This is a genomic window from Niastella caeni (genome assembly GCF_004834005.1).
In the GTDB taxonomy this organism is placed as follows: domain Bacteria; phylum Bacteroidota; class Bacteroidia; order Chitinophagales; family Chitinophagaceae; genus Niastella; species Niastella caeni.
Window position 1 is genome coordinate 1296319 of the sequence record NZ_STFF01000001.1, and the last position, 15836, is coordinate 1312154.

Below are 15836 nucleotides of genomic sequence, written 5' to 3' on the forward strand. Positions count from 1 at the left end.
CAAATCACAAAATCGCTAAATCAGAAATCCCGAAATTTGTTCTCATGGCAATCTACCTTGTTCGACATACTACTCCACTTATTGAAAAAGGCATCTGTTATGGGCAATCACAAATAGATGTAACGGCTTCTTTTGAAGAAGAAGCAAAACAAATTCAGGCGGCCCTGCCGGAAGGGATTGAACAGGTGTATAGCAGTCCGCTCATTCGCTGTCATAAACTGGCCAGCTATTTATTTCCCCAACATGCTATTAACCTTGAACCCGACCTGATGGAATTGCATTGTGGCGAATGGGAAGGATTGCATTGGGATGCCATCCCATCTGAAGTAATTGACCCGTGGATGAAAGATTTTGTGAATGTATGCATACCCGGTGGGGAAAGTTATGTGCAAATGCACGGCCGGGTAACCCAATGTTTTACCAGGATCATCGAAGGACCTAAACCGGTGGCAATTGTTACGCATGGAGGCGTCATCAGAAGCATTTTAGCACATATAACAAAAACCCCGCTGGTTGATTCATTTGGCGCCTTCAAAATACATTACGGTTGTGTAATGCAGCTACAGGTTACGCCGGCAGGATTTCATTTCGAAGAATTGCATAATATCACTACGGAGAAAGAGCAGCATAAACCCAGTAATTTCAAAAGGTAGATCGGCATCAGGCACCTGATACAAGCAGACTATGCTGAAGGAGGGTCTAAAACCCGGAAAATCACCCTTTTCGCACCAGACATTGGGCATCATTTTTTGAAAAACAGGCTCTTGTGAATGCTTTTTTTTCGTTATTATCGCATTAATTATCAACGCTGAATTGGCAATTTTAATGTAGATTTGCCGCCCGAACTTTGGTTTGGGGTTTTACCCTACTGAATCAAATGGTCTCGTAGTACAATGGATAGTACGCAAGTCTCCGGAACTTGATATCCCAGTTCGATTCTGGGCGAGACCACTCTCTCACGTTCATTTAAGAAGTAACGAAAATCAGCAACCCGCATAAAATCGTGATTTTGTGCGGGTTTTTTGTTTGTGGTTGATCATTCAACATATGGCGATGTACATAGAAGTTAGGCCAGTCCTCAATATTGTTAAGTTAACAGCTGATAATATGTTATAATAAACCTATAATAAAACCGTTACTTCGCATAATTAATTTCACTTATGCGAATAAAAAACACATGTATTCCCGTTAATCGCCCTTTTTTGTTTATTCGCAGCAAGTACCACCCTTGGCCAAACGCTGCAGTTCGATGAATTTTCAGTACCTATTTACCGTTTTGCAAAAGATCAACGATATAGTGAGCACCAGAAAATTGGTTATATAGCAGATATAAATGAGCAACTGGGCGCTTCCCTGTTACCCTCAAAGTCAAAACAATTTAACCGTGATGCATTCCTGAAAAGCATCATCGAAGAATTGAATGCGGCTGGAATAAAAGTGGTATCAGAAAGCGCAGATCTTATGGTTGCTATCGACGTTGATAATTTTGCAGCCACTACAACTGCTCCCGCTGATATGCTGGGCAATGCAAGCTATAATTTGTCGGGCAGCGCCAAGTTGGCTCTATTCAATGGAAAATCAGAACTCTATTTTATCAAACCTTTAAACCTTGCAACAAGCACCTCACTAAAAGCCAGTGAGATGATCAAAAATAGTTTTACGCAAGATCTTGCTACGCCAAAAGCAATAGAAAATTACACATTGTTGGTGCGCACGATCCTTTTGTCGCTACAAAATTGGCAATATAAAACCCAAAAATTTCTACCTTCGATCCCTATAAGAGCTCTCATTATAGCCCAAAATTAAGGTTGATATAACCTGACATTGAAAAAGAAGATCATGAAAACAGCCATTCTATTTGTACTCCTTATTTTTTCATTCAAGACTTATTCACAAGACACTGCAAAAATCAGACAGGTGGATTCGTTAGTTAAGCTGATCAATAATTCAAACTTCAAAACCCAGAGAGACACCATAAAACAAGACCGTCCTGATTATGGTATTTCAAGCAGGACATATCTCACTATGGTAAGTGAAGGGAATGAACTAAAGAAATATGTCAATAGCTTCCATATGACAACGAAGAATAATGGAATATCCAAAAAAATGGATGGAGAAAATGCGTTTTATTTTGATCATAACAAATTGATTAAGGTAGAAGAGTTTATGAGCGAGGGTGATAAAAAGATGGAAATGCACTGGTACTACGCAGACGAGAAACCAATTTATAATACGCTGAACGCTGGTAAAGACAATGAAAGAGCAGAAATGCTGTTAAAAATGGCGAAGGGTTTAGTAGAGAAAATGTCATCGTTCATTAAATAGTAAAAAAAAATTAATCCCCAACACCTAAATGGTAAATGATCGTAAACAGATTGCAACTGATCTTATCTCTACAATAATCGATTGCCAGGCTTAAATATGCGATCATTACAAATTTGCAGCAAATCGTCTCATTTCAATTATTTATTCCTGGCGTGTTGCAGGCGAAATAGCACCCGTTAAAATCGAATTAATCCTCGCAAATGCAATTCACGTTCAAAGTGGAAGTGAAAAATTTAAAGACAGCCAGGTAAATGGATGGGATTTAAAATAGAAGAGTGTAATTCTAAATAAAAATGCAGGGCATTTCACACCCTGCATCTTTAAAGCTCTTTGTTAACTTTCATCCCGCCTTAATTAAGTGCTTCCGGTGTTTCAGGCGCACTTTCTTCTGCAAATAAATTTTCACCTGATGCTTCTTTTGCAGGCTTGGCTTTCTTCACTGATTTGTCAAGAATTTTCTCAAGGGCAGCAATAGCTTCCTGAAGAGGCTTTAATTTAGCTTGCAATTCTACTTCCTCTTCTTTCAGTTTTCTTAGTGCGTCGGTAACGGGATTTTCCTTTACAACGGTTTCTTTGGCCATAGTATATTTTGTTTTTTATTGTGAAAATTCTCCCGCATTACGCGTTATGCAGGGAAAACAGGTCGCTAAAATACATTCAAAAATGGTATGGCAAAATACAGAAAGCGCTTTGTGAAAAAGAAAATCGGAAAAAACAGAATTGGGCCAAAAATTGAAAAATTAGCTGTCAATCTTTCGGGAAAAATAGCTTAATCTGCCGTTCTATCATTTATTTAATTAATGCGTATCCAAAATTTATTCCCCGAAATACAAACCCCGTATAAACCCATGATTTTATACGGGGTTTGTACCTTATAGAAACTACTTTCTGAAATTTCTTATCGCTTGATCACTACCTCCTTATTCAGTACATTTCCACTTGTAGGGTTAGGTTCACCTGGCTGACTACCACCCACGCTAATTTGAACATTGCCCGTAAGCGGCAATTGCTTTCCATTGGCATCTACATAAGTAAGATCGCCGGGCGATACCATGAAACTAACCACTTTGCTTTCTGATGGTTTTAAAGCTATTCGCTTAAATCCTTTCAATGCTCTTAATGGTGTTGTAATAGAAGTATTCTGGTTCGCAACATACAATTGAACCACTTCATCACCAGCCAGCTTGCCTGTATTGGTAACCCGAACCGAAACACGAATGGCTTTTCCTTTTTCTATAGTTGCAGGCATTTGCAACTGATCATAACGAAAGGTGGTATAACTAAGGCCATAGCCAAAGCCATACAATGGCTTTCCGGTAAAATACCGGTATGTACGGTTCTTCATTGAATATTCCTCAAATGCTGGCAGATCATTATCACTCTTGTAAAAAGTAACTGGTAAACGACCCGATGGATTATAATCACCGAAAAGCATGTCCGCAACTGCCGTTCCTGCGGCTTGTCCGCCATACCAGGCATTTACAATAGCAGGAATATTTTCCGACTCCCACGGTGTGGCAATAGCGCTGCCTGTCATCATTACAAATACAACTGGCTTTCCGGTAGCATGCAACGCTTTCATTAATTCGGTTTGTACTGCAGGAAGCAGGATGCTGGTCCTGTCACCACCCCTGAAGCCCGGGTCACTTACTTTCATTTCCTCCCCTTCCAACTGTGGCGAAATACCGCCCACAAAAATGAAAGCATCTGCGTCGCTGATCTTTTTCGCCAATGCACTGAAATCCGTTACGGTAGTTTTACCTGTGTTCATTTTCATGGTGGCTTTGCCTTCGCCCTGCCAGTATTCCACTACCAGGTTGTAAACCGAATCTTTCTCCGTTTTGAGCGTATACGATGCAATATCCCTGGGCTTTCTTGTCCAGGAGTTGAAGATCGTTTTACCATTGATCATAAACCGTAAGCCATCATCGGCTTCCAACTCGAAAGTAATTGCACCGTCGCCTGGTGCTTTGTAATCGGTAACGTAGCGGGCTGAAAAATCATTGGCACGCAGATTGTCAAAAACAGTTTCGCCTTCCTGCCAGTTATGATCGATGCGTTGTTCAAAAACCGTTGCTATTGGCTCCCCGCTCAGTTCCCTGTTTTTGTAATAGGTTGCTTTGATCCCTGCTTTTCCTTCAAACGAACACGCGCTGCTGATATCAATGTATTCAAGGATGTTGTTATTGGTATAATTAACCGCTTTCTCATACACTACCTGTGCAGTGGTTCCCACTTTATCTTTTATTCCCTGCAATATAGTGGTGAGTTTTGAAGGCGTTCCATTATAATTGCCCAATGGCGCAATCACATTGTCGGCATTCGGTCCCAGCACAACAATTTTTTTCAGGTCTTTTTTCAATGGCAGGGTATTATTGCTATTCTTCAATAACACGATCGATTCGTGGGCCATATCCAAAGCATGCTTTCCATGTGCCGCTGCCTCCAGCGCTGTTGCTGGTGTTTGTGCATACTTCACCATCGCAGGCGGATCAAACATACCTAACCGGAACCTTATAAGAAAAAGCCGTTTTACTGAAACATCAATTTGCTGCTCGGTGATCTTTTTCTCTTTTACTGCCTGTACCAACGCTTTATAGGCATCTGTTCCGCAATCGATATCCGTACCATGATACACGGCATCGGCGGATGCGGATGCTGCATCGGGATGTGTTTTATGATTTTTAAAGAAATCGTCAATAGCCCAACAATCAGATGTTACATAGCCTTTAAAGCGCCATTGATTGCGCAATATATCCGTCATCAACAGGTCACTGGCACAACAAGGTTGTTTTTTGAAGGCGTTATAGGCGCACATGACGCCGGCAACTTTTGAGTCTATGACCAGCTTTTTAAATGCCGGCAGGTACGTATCCCACAGATCATAGTTGCTTACATCGGCATTAAATACATGGCGCTCGGGTTCGGGACCGCTGTGTACCGCATAGTGCTTGGCGCAGGCAGCGGCCTTCAGGTATTTGGGATCATTACCCTGTAATCCACGAACAAATGCATCGCCTAACATAGCCGTGAGATAAGGGTCTTCACCATAGGTTTCCTGTCCCCGCCCCCATCTTGGATCGCGAAAAATATTTATGTTGGGTGTCCAGTAAGTAAGTCCGAGATAACGGGAATTCGTTTTTCCAGCTGCTACCGCCTTATTATAAATCACTCTTCCTTCCAAAGCCGAAAAATCGGCCATCTTAAAAAGGGCGGCGGTATCGAAGGTGGCCGCCATGGCAATCGCCTGCGGATAAACGGTTACATTGTATGGGGTCCTTGCCACGCCATGAAGCGTTTCGTTCCACCAGTCATAAGCAAGTAATTCAAGCCGTGGAATAGCGGGCGAAGCGTTAAGCATTTGCGACACCTTTTCTTCCAGCGTCATGCGGCTCACCAGGTCATTAACCCGCTCTTCGAAAGAAAGATTATGATTTTGGTAAGGGAATTTCCAGTTCTGGGCATTTGCACCCACACTCATTAGTAAGCAAGCCGTTACCAATGGATAAAGAAAATAACGTTTGATTTTCATATGCATTAATCTTATTGGCAACAGCAAAGTAAGGTTTTATGCGCATCAAAGTGAGTATACAAAATGGTCGAAATGGTATAAAAATGTTCAAAATGACGCCAATCATCATTTTACCCGGGCGTGAGCTGTATCCTTTAATGCATCCCGCACCATCAACGGCAAAACCGGACTGGCATAGAAAGAAGAAAAGCCATTTTTAAAACCTGTTATGTGTGTAATAAAAAATCCATACAACTTATTTTTAAGGTCTATCCAGGGATAAGCACCGGCCCACGATGGACTGCTAATTAATGTTGCTTCACCTTGTGCATTCACTTCTTCCCGCCATTCTCCCAAACCATAAATGTCATTTGACCGGCGATCCCTGATCTTTACAATAAATTTTTCTCCTGTAGCGTCAGCCGCCAACACCTGGTTCGACTGCATAGTACGGATAACTTCTTCCGACAAGATCCGTTTGCCTTTATACATTCCGCGGTTATAGATCATGGAAAGAAAATTTATGTAATCGGTCAGCGTAGAGCGGGCGCCGCCGCCCAGCATAGGGGCATGACCACCCGATGAATCCACTGGCGTAAAGTGAGTAGATGACATATCCAATGGTACAGCAATCTTTTCGCGAAACAACGTTTCCCAATCTTTACCGGTCGCCAATTCCGCCATGCGCCCGGCAACTTGCATGGCCAAACCGCCATACTTGAATTTTGTACCGGGTAATGTATCGGCAGGCAAGGGTACTATATGCGCAACCGACTCTGTTAAATTCTGGTATATATCAATGGGCTTATCGACGGGCTGATAATCGGGATAGCCAGCGGTATGTGAAAGCAATTGCGCCAGGGTGGCCTGTCCTTTTTCATCCTTAAACTCCGGCAACCATTTGCTCACCTTATCATTCCAATGCAGTTTGCCTTCATCCACTAACGCGGCAATGGTAGCTGCGGCCAACCATTTGCCTGCCGATGCAATGAACACAACGGTTTCAGGTTGGTAACTGCCATAATACTTTTTATGAATTACCTGGTTGTCTTTAACCAACATAAAGCCTGCACCTTTGTAATACCCGGTGTCTATCCAACTGTTTATTTTGTCATCCAGGCGAGAGAAATCATAATGGGTTTGAACGGCTTTTTTTGATTGGGCAATGCTTAGCTGCGTGCAAAATGTCAATGACAGAACAATCGATTTTTTAATACAATTCATGCAAGTATGATCTGATATTATGCGATAAAAAATTCCGGTGAACCTGACTATAATCCACTCGTAATTTGCATCGATTTATAGTAGAAAATGATATTATTTGGGCAAACGTTGGCACTACCTGGCAAAAACTCCCTCCCTCAACGCACTGTATTTCAATACACTAAAAAATATTTGTAGAAATATTTTGTCTGCCTAAATATTTAGGCATAATATTGCCTAAGAAATTAGGTAAAACTTACATCATGAAAAAACTGACCGCTGCCGAAGAACAGATCATGCAAACATTATGGAGTTTGGGAGAAGGTGGTTTTATGAAAGATATCCTGGAACACCTTTCCGATACCAAACCTCATTACAATACTGTAGGCACTTTATTAAAGATACTGGTAGAAAAAAAGTTTGTAGGTATTAAGAACCCTAACCGTAACAACTTCTACTACCCGCTGGTTTCTAAAGAAGAATATTCTGCAACCGGTATAAAAGCCATTGCCGAAAATTACTTCCAGGGATCATATACAAATGTTGTTTCGTTCCTGGTAGATAAAAAAGAAATGTCTATTGAAGACCTGGAATTTTTATTGAATCAACTTAAAAAGAAAGGCAATGAATAGTCATACTTTGCTACTGTTTGTACTGAAATCAACTTTCATCTCAGGCATATTTGTGGGCTATTACTGGATGGCCTTGCGAAATAAAAACTTTAATAACTACAATAGATTTTACCTGCTGCTGAGTATGGTTTGTAGTTTGATCGTTCCGCTTTTTGATCTTAACTGGTTCACTATTGAAAAGCAGGCATTGCCGGTACCTACTGAAACATTCAACTTTATTCCGGCCCAAACAACAAATAGTAATAACATATCCCTTTCCTGGCAGAATATTACTTTTTTCATACTCAGTACCGTTAGCCTGTTCTTATTGGCTTTGTTGGCCTTGAACGTGTTTAAAGTATATCAACTAAAAAGAAGGTCCACCATTACAAAAATGGAGGGCGTTAATTTCATCAATACAAATCTGGAACACGCTCCTTTTTCTTTTTTGAATAACCTGTTTTGGAAAGAAGCGATTCCGTTGGACGAAGATTATGGCAGGAAGATCTTTAAACATGAACTCACACATATTCACCAGAAGCACACCTTTGATATTCTTTTTTGCCAGATCATACATGCTTTATTCTGGATGAACCCGTTTAACTGGTTCATTCAAAAAGAGCTCAAAGCCATTCACGAATTTATTGCAGATAAAGAAGCTGTTGGTAACAATAACGTGGAGGAATTTGTGACACTACTTTTACAAGCCCATTATGGAAATCACTTTTTAAACCCCACGCATACGTTCTATTATTCATCTATTAAACGCAGATTATTTATGTTAACAAGCACTAACAAAGTGAAGTTCACCTACCTACGCAAACTATTGCTGCTGCCTATAACCTTATTAGTGGTCGTGGCAATGTCCATTTCAACCATTGAAAGCAAAGCAACTGTTGTTGTTGCACCACCTGCTGAACCTCTAAAAGAAAACAGTCCTTCCCATATTCAGCAACCGGAAAAGCCTGTACTAAAGAATGACACAACCCCTGCTCCTGCAAAAGCAAAAGAACAGCCTAACATAATCAGGATAACCGATGGCAACAGAAAGGCCAACCCGAAATCTGATACAATAGTGATCAGGTCAACAGCAAATCCTAATAGTAAGATACCTGAAAATGTTTTGTATTTCATCAACGGTCAATCCGCAACGCACCAGGAAGTTAGCAAACTTAGGCCCGATCAAATTAAAGCTATTGATGTCTTGAAAGGAGACGACGCGATAAAAATATACGGCGCGGCCGGCGCCCATGGGGTAATCAACATTACATTAAAGTAGGTTTAATAAAATATTTGAAAAAGGGACCGGCGGCAACCGGTCCCTTTTCTTTGGTGTTATTAAAGGAAAGCTGCCTTTTTCGTAACGAGAACTAGCTTATTTTATGTACCGATAAGTTATCATAATAAATGTAACCATCGGTTGTAGACTGCCAATACGTTTGGCTGCCACCCCTGAACGTATGGAAGCTCATTCTGTTGATCAGCCGTTTGGCATCATTGGTAGTCCAGCGCATAGCTCTGTCAAGCACCACAGTACCGTTAATTACAATTTGTACATGTCCATTCGTATTGCTGCCTGTATTGCTCTTTATATAGAGGTGCACATGGTACCATTGGCCTTTGTTCAAACTACCGCTCGATGGATATGATTTTCCAAATGTATCGCCATACTCACCCGGTTGATCTTTATAATAAATATAGGGTTGAAAGAATACGCGGCCTGCATCTGTTTGATACCACATTAAACGCAAACTGCCACCATTGCCATCCCAACCCGGATCGCCACCGGTGTTACCATCACCTACCAGGAAGCCAAAACCAATTTTACCACCGCGGCTAAAATCAAACTGGCTGTGAAATCGTACATCGTAATCCAGTTCATAAGCGCTTCCATCAGAAATGTCCACGTTGGCAATCACCCCGCCAGCTCCCGACAATGCATTTTTCAACAATTTAATGCGACTCGTTCCGCCTGAGATCCAGGTACGGGTATCATTCCAACCGCTGATATTACCAAAATCGTTTGCTGCTGCCGAGCTCGTATACACGCCATCGGCATAATTGTTCCAGTTTACCGACCAGGTGCTGTTAACGGCTTCTGTATGCACTACAGGATCGGAAGTTTCTTCCTGTTGCCGGCTGTTGCGATCAATAGTTGTTTTTTTACAGGCTGTTACAAACAATCCAATAGTTACGATCAACAAACCTGCCTTACTTACGCCCAGGTACTTTTGCATTTTTTTCATTTTAAGGTTTAACAAAAAAGTTCATAGGGCAAAAATGCAACCAAACAACAGGCGATACCAAATTGTGGGGTACCACAAAACCACTACAATGGAAAACTTTTAATAATAATCAGCAGATTATAAATAAACCAGGTGTAAAAATATTTCGAACTTTGGCAGCCCTGAAAATGTTACATCTTTACTTGTTTAATAAAAAACATCGACATGCGTTTACTAAAAATAATGCTGAGGGTTGTATCGGTGCTGCTTTTATTGCTGCTGGTTTTTGGCATCTGGTACGCATGGCGGGCTTTTCCCATTATCAGCGGTTTTGGCGCAAAGAACATGGCCTCCGGGGTATTCCTGCAGAATCGTGATCCGGCAGCTATACTCAAAGAAGAATTGGGATTTTTTCCTGTTTCGGCTGGTACATATACTATTAACAAAGAAGACTCTTCCGTTACCGGTTCCGTTTTTGGTTTTGCCAAACGAAAAGCCATTTACCGTAGCGGTACCGGTTGCACGCTGGTAAACGATTTTACAGAAACTGCCATCAGGCAACAACACTTTTATTTATCACCGGCTCCCGTTCAAAACAGGGATACTATTTCCTGGCCTTATGGTGATCAGCTTGCTGACAGCACTCCGGCCGCCATCGATCAATCGTTATTACGACAGGCTATTAATAACGCCATGCAGGCAACCAACAAAAAGGGAAAGCCGGCTTATACCCGGGCATTCCTGGTTGTATACGATGGAAAAATTGTCGGGGAACAATACGCGCCCGGTTTCAATAAAAACTCCGTAATGCTTGGCTGGTCAATGAGTAAAAGTTTAACCGCCGCCGTTATAGGTGTGCTTGTTAAAGAAGGAAAATTAGATCCCAATGCGCCGGCGCCTGTGCCGGAATGGAAGCATACCGCAAAAGAAAAGATCACGCTGAGGCAATTACTGCAACAAACATCCGGGTTGGCTTTTACCGAAGATTACTCTTCACCCAGTGAAGCAACGGATATGTTGTTCAAGCGAGGTGATATGGGCGCCTTTACCGCTACGCTGCCCCTGAAGTTTCAACCGGGTACTATCTTTAATTACTCCAGCGGCAACGCCAACATCCTGAGCCGGATCATCCGGCACACCGTGGGCGATGCTGATTATGCTGCGTTTCCTTACCAGGCATTATTTCATAAAATAAATATGTATTCTGTAGTGCTTGAGCCTGATGCATCAGGTACTTATATTGGCTCATCTTATAGTTATGCCACCGCGCGCGACTTTGCCCGCTTTGGTTTGTTATATTATTATAACGGCACCTGGAACGGTGAACAAATATTACCAGCTAATTGGGTGAAAGAAACGGTTCAACCCGCTGCAGCAAACCAACAACAACGCTATGGTTACCAGTTCTGGCTGAATGGCCTGGATGAAAAAGATCCCGGCAAGCGGTGGTTTCCCGATGCACCGGCTGATATGTTTTTTGCAGATGGCTTTGGCGGGCAGAACATTTTCATTATTCCTTCCAAAAAATTAGTGATAGTACGATTGGGCGTACATACCATTGATGAAAACAAGTACCTCAGGGAAGTAATTCGGGCGGTTAAATAATTGTTTGAATTTTGCAAGTTTTTGTTTGAATCGTATAAAGCGAAGGCTGTAAAGCAGTTGTAATTTTACAAGGGTTGCTAAATCAGCTCCTATATTGACACACAATTTGCTTAAATTTATTATATGGCAAAGATGGAAACACTCGAGGACTTTTACCGCCAGAAAATGAATTGGTTGCCGGATAATCTTAAAAAAGATATCGGGCATTTCAATGTATTTAATGTAGAAGAGTGCTCGGGACCGGGCAAAGCACCAGTTGTTTATACACGGCGCGATTACTATAAGATCGCACTGATGCAGGGACCTTATATATATCATTATGCAGATAAAAGCATTGAAGTATCAGGTTCAACCCTCATCTTTTTCAGTCCCAATGTGCCCTATACGTTCGAACCTTTAACAGACAATCCTAAAGGATACTTCTGCATATTCAGGGAAGAATTTTTTACCGAAAAGATCCGCGGCGGTATTAAAGACCTGCCCATGTTTATTGGGGGTAACAAACCCAGCTATTCATTAGATAAAACGCAAGACAAATTTGTAAGCCAGATATTTGAAAAAATGCAGGATGAGATCAAATCTGATTATGTGTACAAGTACGATCTGATCCGCAATTACATTATGGAAATGGTGCATTATGCGTTGAAAATGCAGCCGACTGAAACCTTGTACCAGCATACAGATGCCAATGCCCGCATAACGGCCGTGTTTACCGAATTGCTCGAACGGCAATTTCCTATTGAATCGCCCAACCAGCGGTTCACCTTGCGTTCAGCCAGGGATTTTGCCGAACAACTGGCCGTGCACGTGAACCATCTTAACCGCGCGATACGATTAACTACCGGCAAAACCACTACTGAACATATTTTTGAACGGTTGATCAGTGAAGCAAAAGCCTTATTAAAACACACCAACTGGAATATTTCCGAGATCGGTTATTGTTTGGGTTTTGAAGAACCGGCGCACTTCAACCATTTCTTTAAGAAGCAAACCAGCATGACGCCGTCGGCGTTCAGGAGTTAATACCGAAAGAGTAAGTACGAAGTAACAGGTAAGAAGAACCTGTATTTCGTGCTTCCAGCTTCGTACTTCATCTTCATACTTCTCACCTCCTACTTCGCCTTCCGAGCACCTCCCCACATCCTCAATGCACCCCGAGCTTCCTTTAACAAACATACACTCCAGCCTTGCACAATTCAAACCATCTAACAGCTACCCGTAATTGTTTGAATTATACAACTATCTGTTTGAAAGCAATAATAACACAGGCATTCCTGAACTATACCTTTGTGTTATCAGTTCATGAACGACACAAACAGCTTATAAAAATCAAATTAAACTTAGTATGAAAAATAAGATCTGGTTCGTTACCGGCGCATCCAAAGGATTGGGACTGGCCCTGGTAAAAAAATTATTGAAAGAAGGCTATTGCGTAGCAGCTACCTCCCGCAACATCAAAGAGCTGCAAAAAGCGGTGGATGCCGGCCGTGAAGTATTTCTTCCTTTATCTGTTGATCTTAAAAATGAAAGCAGTGTTGAAAAAGGAATACAGGAAACCGTTGCGCATTTTGGTTCCGTTGACGTAGTAGTGAATAACGCCGGTTATGGTTTAACAGGTAGCCTGGAAGAATTATCGGATGAAGAAGTACGGCAAAATTTCGACATCAATGTATTTGGTGTACTAAATGTGATTCGAAAAGTATTGCCTTACATGCGAAAACAAAAATCAGGGCATTTTTTCAATATCGCTTCTATCGGCGGTTTCATTGGATCATTTCCTGGATTCGGTAGTTATACAGCCACCAAATTTGCGATGCATGGTTTTTCAGAATCATTGGCAGCGGAAGTAAAACCGTTTGGCATCACCGTTTCAATTGTATCGCCCGGTTATTTCAGAACAGAATTTCTGGATGCCTCACTCGGCGTTCCCAAAAATGAAATTGCGGATTACAAACTGGTGAGAGAAATTCAACAGGTTCACCAGAACGATTACAATCATAATCAAATTGGTGATCCTGATAAAGCAGCGGCTGTTATGATAGCTGTTGCAGAACAAGCAGCACCACCAATACATGTATTTCTCGGCAAAGACGCTTACCAACTGGCTGATGCCAAAATGAGAGCATTGAAGCAGGATATGGCTGCCGTGGAAGAGCTGGCAACATCAACCGATTTCGAACAATAGTTTTAAGTTATTCCCAAAATAAGCCTCCCGATTTACACCGGGAGGCTTATGATTTAGGGGAACCTGTTAGCAATATCCCCGATACATTCTACAGCAGCTGGTGCGTATCTTTCAGTATTCCCATTACAAAAATACTTTGTGTTTGACTGATCCCTTTTATCATGCTTAATTTATGCAAATAAAAATCATGATACGTTTCCATGTTCTCTGAAACAACTTTCAGCATAAAATCAAATTGCCCTGAAATATTATAGCATTCCAGCACTTCATTAAAACCGGTTACAGCATCAATAAACACTTTTGCAATTTTACGATTATGCTCTTTTAATGATATATAACATATGACCATGATCCCTTTTTGCACTTTGCGGTGATCAAGCAGGGTTGCGTATTGCTTAATAACCCCATTTGCCTCCATACGTTTTATCCGTTCATGAACCGGTGTGGCGCTCAGGTGAATACGGGCTGCAATTTCACGCACCGTCAATTTTGCATTTTGTTGTAACAACCGCAGAATGGCAAAGTCTTTATCATCTAATGTAATGCCAGCGGTGTCCGGTTGTTCTGTTTTTGATTGCATAAGAATAAGAAACTATTTACTTGTTCTAATTACAGCAATAAATTTAATCATTTGTTCTAAAATAATAAATTTAAACCGTACAAGTGAACATATAAATAGATTTGTATAGAACAATGGAGGTTACGATGCGAAGAAAACAAATCATACTGCTGGTAGCTTCTACGGCTATCTTTTTTGAAGCACTGGATATTGCCATTCTCAACCTGGCCATTCCCTTAATGCAAAAACAGTTTCATTTAGATGCTGAAACCATACAATGGGTGCAAACGGTTTATGTGCTTTTTTATGGTGGCTTTCTGGTTATCGGTGGAAAGCTTTGCGATACGATCGGCAGAAAGACCATCTTCCTTACAGGCGCCAGTCTGTTCTTATTTACTTCGCTTGGCGCTGGTCTTTCCGGTAATTTTATTTTGTTAACGGCCTTCAGAGCTTTGCAGGGGTTAGCAGCGGCCATGGTAATGCCATCTGCTTTATCTATCATCACCAATACATTTACCGAACCGGCAGAACGGAACCGGTCAATAAGTATTTTCAGTTCTTTTGCTGCTATTGGTTCAGGATGTGGTTTGGCATTAGGTGGAATTGTGGCTACTTATTTAGGCTGGCAATGGATCTTTTTTATTAATGTGCCGGTAATTACAGTCGCCCTGATCCTGGCCTACCGGTATATCGACAAAGACGTTATCAGCAAGGGAAATCGATTCCCTGATATTATTTCCAGTATTCTTCTTACATTGATCATTGTACTTGTTTCGTATGTAGTGCACAACCTGCCCGGTTTTTCAAAAAACTATTTACTGTTGTCTTCATTTACAGCAGTTATTATTGCAGCCTGGCTTTATTTCATGCGCCGGGAGCGCACGCAGCAACAGCCGCTGATCGATTTTTCTTTATTCCGTAGTACCGGCACTATCACCGGTAACGTAATAACCATTTTATTAGGGGCGTTCTTTTTAAGCTATCTGTTCTTACTGTCGTTGATATTGCAACAGAACATGCATTTCAGTGCTGCGCATGCCGGGTTACTGCTCTTTCCTTTCAGCGTGCTTTCCTTTCTTGTATCCCGATATGTAGTGCCTGCCCTGTTTAAAAAAATGACAGTATTACAAACAGGCATCCTGGGTATGTGCCTTATGCTTTCAGGTTCTTTGCTTTTAATGATCTCAATAATATATGATCATAGCCTGCCGGTAATTTTATTATCAATAGCCTGTGTAACCGGCAGCGGCATGTCTGTTTGCTATCCCAGTTTAACGGCCCTGGCCATACGCGATATTCCGGATACGCAGCAAGGCGTGGCTGCTGGCATTTGTACCACTTCTTACTTTATAGGAGCAGGGTTGGGTTTGTCGTTGCTAGCGCTGGGCATGCAATTATTGACGTCAGCAACCGACGCCATAAATCATATTCCGGTATTGCTGGTTAGTTGTTTTGCGTTGCCGGGGGTTATATGGTTAGTGTGGGTTAGGAAAAAAATTTGCTGAGTTTAAAAAAATGATCATTGAGGAATAGTTACAGTTTGTGGTTTGTAGTTTGTGGTTCTGTTATTCGATCTGGCTGCACAATATCGGGCATTGACCCTTAAATTGAG

14 protein-coding genes and 1 tRNA gene are annotated in these 15836 nt (G+C 41.6%); 10 read left to right on the forward strand and 5 right to left on the reverse strand.

Annotation, left to right across the window (positions count from 1 at the left end; genetic code table 11):
• The first annotated feature begins 44 nt into the window (after positions 1–44).
• The 4 genes from cobC to FAM09_RS05035 all read left to right on the forward strand — a co-directional run bounded on the left by cobC (position 45) and on the right by FAM09_RS05035 (position 2325).
• Positions 45–653 (forward strand): alpha-ribazole phosphatase, encoded by a 609-nt coding sequence (cobC, locus tag FAM09_RS05020; RefSeq protein ID WP_136575961.1) that lies wholly within the window; start codon positions 45–47, stop codon positions 651–653.
• A 226-nt stretch (positions 654–879) separates the two neighbouring features.
• Positions 880–951 (forward strand) — tRNA-Arg (locus FAM09_RS05025).
• 510 nt (positions 952–1461) lie between these two features.
• The gene (locus FAM09_RS05030) at positions 1462–1806 is read left to right on the forward strand and encodes a hypothetical protein (protein ID WP_136575962.1); all 345 of its coding nucleotides are present in this window, start codon (positions 1462–1464) and stop codon (positions 1804–1806) included.
• A 111-nt stretch (positions 1807–1917) separates the two neighbouring features.
• Positions 1918–2325: a hypothetical protein gene (locus FAM09_RS05035; protein ID WP_136575963.1), complete on the forward strand. Its 408-nt coding sequence runs from the start codon at positions 1918–1920 to the stop codon at positions 2323–2325.
• 350 nt (positions 2326–2675) lie between these two features.
• Here the strand turns inward: FAM09_RS05035 and FAM09_RS05040 are convergent, their stop codons facing one another.
• The 3 genes from FAM09_RS05040 to FAM09_RS05050 form a co-directional block, all read right to left on the reverse strand.
• Positions 2676–2906 (reverse strand): hypothetical protein, encoded by a 231-nt coding sequence (locus tag FAM09_RS05040; protein WP_136575964.1) that lies wholly within the window; start codon positions 2904–2906, stop codon positions 2676–2678.
• A gap of 317 nt (positions 2907–3223) precedes the next feature.
• The gene (locus FAM09_RS05045; protein ID WP_136575965.1) at positions 3224–5857 is read right to left on the reverse strand and encodes a glycoside hydrolase family 3 C-terminal domain-containing protein; all 2634 of its coding nucleotides are present in this window, start codon (positions 5855–5857) and stop codon (positions 3224–3226) included.
• A 105-nt stretch (positions 5858–5962) separates the two neighbouring features.
• Complete coding sequence (locus FAM09_RS05050) at positions 5963–7060, reverse strand: serine hydrolase domain-containing protein (protein WP_136575966.1); 1098 nt, start codon at positions 7058–7060, stop codon at positions 5963–5965.
• A gap of 242 nt (positions 7061–7302) precedes the next feature.
• Between FAM09_RS05050 and FAM09_RS05055 the strand changes: the two genes are divergently transcribed.
• Both FAM09_RS05055 and FAM09_RS05060 read left to right on the forward strand, forming a co-directional pair.
• Entirely contained in the window at positions 7303–7671 is a 369-nt protein-coding gene (locus FAM09_RS05055; protein ID WP_136575967.1) for a BlaI/MecI/CopY family transcriptional regulator, read from the forward strand.
• On the forward strand, positions 7664–8929 hold the full coding sequence (locus tag FAM09_RS05060) for a M56 family metallopeptidase (RefSeq protein ID WP_136575968.1): 1266 nt from the start codon (positions 7664–7666) through the stop codon (positions 8927–8929). Before FAM09_RS05055 ends, FAM09_RS05060 begins: the two co-directional genes overlap by 8 nt.
• Before the next feature lie 91 nt (positions 8930–9020).
• On the opposite strand, the gene FAM09_RS05065 is transcribed toward FAM09_RS05060, so the two are convergent.
• On the reverse strand, positions 9021–9887 hold the full coding sequence (locus tag FAM09_RS05065) for a polysaccharide lyase (protein ID WP_136575969.1): 867 nt from the start codon (positions 9885–9887) through the stop codon (positions 9021–9023).
• 213 nt (positions 9888–10100) lie between these two features.
• On the opposite strand from FAM09_RS05065, the gene FAM09_RS05070 reads away from it, so the two are divergent.
• The 3 genes from FAM09_RS05070 to FAM09_RS05080 all read left to right on the forward strand — a co-directional run bounded on the left by FAM09_RS05070 (position 10101) and on the right by FAM09_RS05080 (position 13665).
• Positions 10101–11480 carry a serine hydrolase domain-containing protein gene (locus tag FAM09_RS05070; protein ID WP_136575970.1) on the forward strand — a complete coding sequence of 460 codons (1380 nt, stop codon included), beginning with the start codon at positions 10101–10103 and terminating at the stop codon, positions 11478–11480.
• Between the two features lie 123 nt (positions 11481–11603).
• Positions 11604–12503 (forward strand): helix-turn-helix domain-containing protein, encoded by a 900-nt coding sequence (locus FAM09_RS05075; RefSeq protein WP_136575971.1) that lies wholly within the window; start codon positions 11604–11606, stop codon positions 12501–12503.
• 322 nt (positions 12504–12825) lie between these two features.
• Positions 12826–13665, forward strand: a complete 840-nt coding sequence (locus tag FAM09_RS05080; protein ID WP_136575972.1) for an SDR family oxidoreductase — start codon at positions 12826–12828, stop codon at positions 13663–13665.
• 88 nt (positions 13666–13753) lie between these two features.
• Here the strand turns inward: FAM09_RS05080 and FAM09_RS05085 are convergent, their stop codons facing one another.
• Entirely contained in the window at positions 13754–14245 is a 492-nt protein-coding gene (locus FAM09_RS05085) for an Lrp/AsnC family transcriptional regulator (RefSeq protein ID WP_136575973.1), read from the reverse strand.
• Between the two features lie 125 nt (positions 14246–14370).
• Between FAM09_RS05085 and FAM09_RS05090 the strand changes: the two genes are divergently transcribed.
• Positions 14371–15729, forward strand: a complete 1359-nt coding sequence (locus tag FAM09_RS05090; protein WP_166437031.1) for an MFS transporter — start codon at positions 14371–14373, stop codon at positions 15727–15729.
• Positions 15730–15836: the final 107 nt, after the last annotated feature.

Excerpts from the sequence above, each read along its gene's own strand:
- cobC (WP_136575961.1), top strand. The coding sequence starts at position 45 with ATGGCAATCTACCTTGTTCGACATACTACTCCACTTATTGAAAAAGGC.
- FAM09_RS05030 (WP_136575962.1), top strand. The coding sequence starts at position 1,462 with ATGGTTGCTATCGACGTTGATAATTTTGCAGCCACTACAACTGCTCCC.
- FAM09_RS05040 (WP_136575964.1), bottom strand. The coding sequence starts at position 2,906 with ATGGCCAAAGAAACCGTTGTAAAGGAAAATCCCGTTACCGACGCACTA.
- FAM09_RS05045 (WP_136575965.1), bottom strand. The coding sequence starts at position 5,857 with ATGAAAATCAAACGTTATTTTCTTTATCCATTGGTAACGGCTTGCTTA.
- FAM09_RS05050 (WP_136575966.1), bottom strand. The coding sequence starts at position 7,060 with ATGAATTGTATTAAAAAATCGATTGTTCTGTCATTGACATTTTGCACG.
- FAM09_RS05055 (WP_136575967.1), top strand. The coding sequence starts at position 7,303 with ATGAAAAAACTGACCGCTGCCGAAGAACAGATCATGCAAACATTATGG.
- FAM09_RS05060 (WP_136575968.1), top strand. The coding sequence starts at position 7,664 with ATGAATAGTCATACTTTGCTACTGTTTGTACTGAAATCAACTTTCATC.
- FAM09_RS05065 (WP_136575969.1), bottom strand. The coding sequence starts at position 9,887 with ATGCAAAAGTACCTGGGCGTAAGTAAGGCAGGTTTGTTGATCGTAACT.
- FAM09_RS05070 (WP_136575970.1), top strand. The coding sequence starts at position 10,101 with ATGCGTTTACTAAAAATAATGCTGAGGGTTGTATCGGTGCTGCTTTTA.
- FAM09_RS05075 (WP_136575971.1), top strand. The coding sequence starts at position 11,604 with ATGGCAAAGATGGAAACACTCGAGGACTTTTACCGCCAGAAAATGAAT.
- FAM09_RS05080 (WP_136575972.1), top strand. The coding sequence starts at position 12,826 with ATGAAAAATAAGATCTGGTTCGTTACCGGCGCATCCAAAGGATTGGGA.
- FAM09_RS05085 (WP_136575973.1), bottom strand. The coding sequence starts at position 14,245 with ATGCAATCAAAAACAGAACAACCGGACACCGCTGGCATTACATTAGAT.
- FAM09_RS05090 (WP_166437031.1), top strand. The coding sequence starts at position 14,371 with ATGCGAAGAAAACAAATCATACTGCTGGTAGCTTCTACGGCTATCTTT.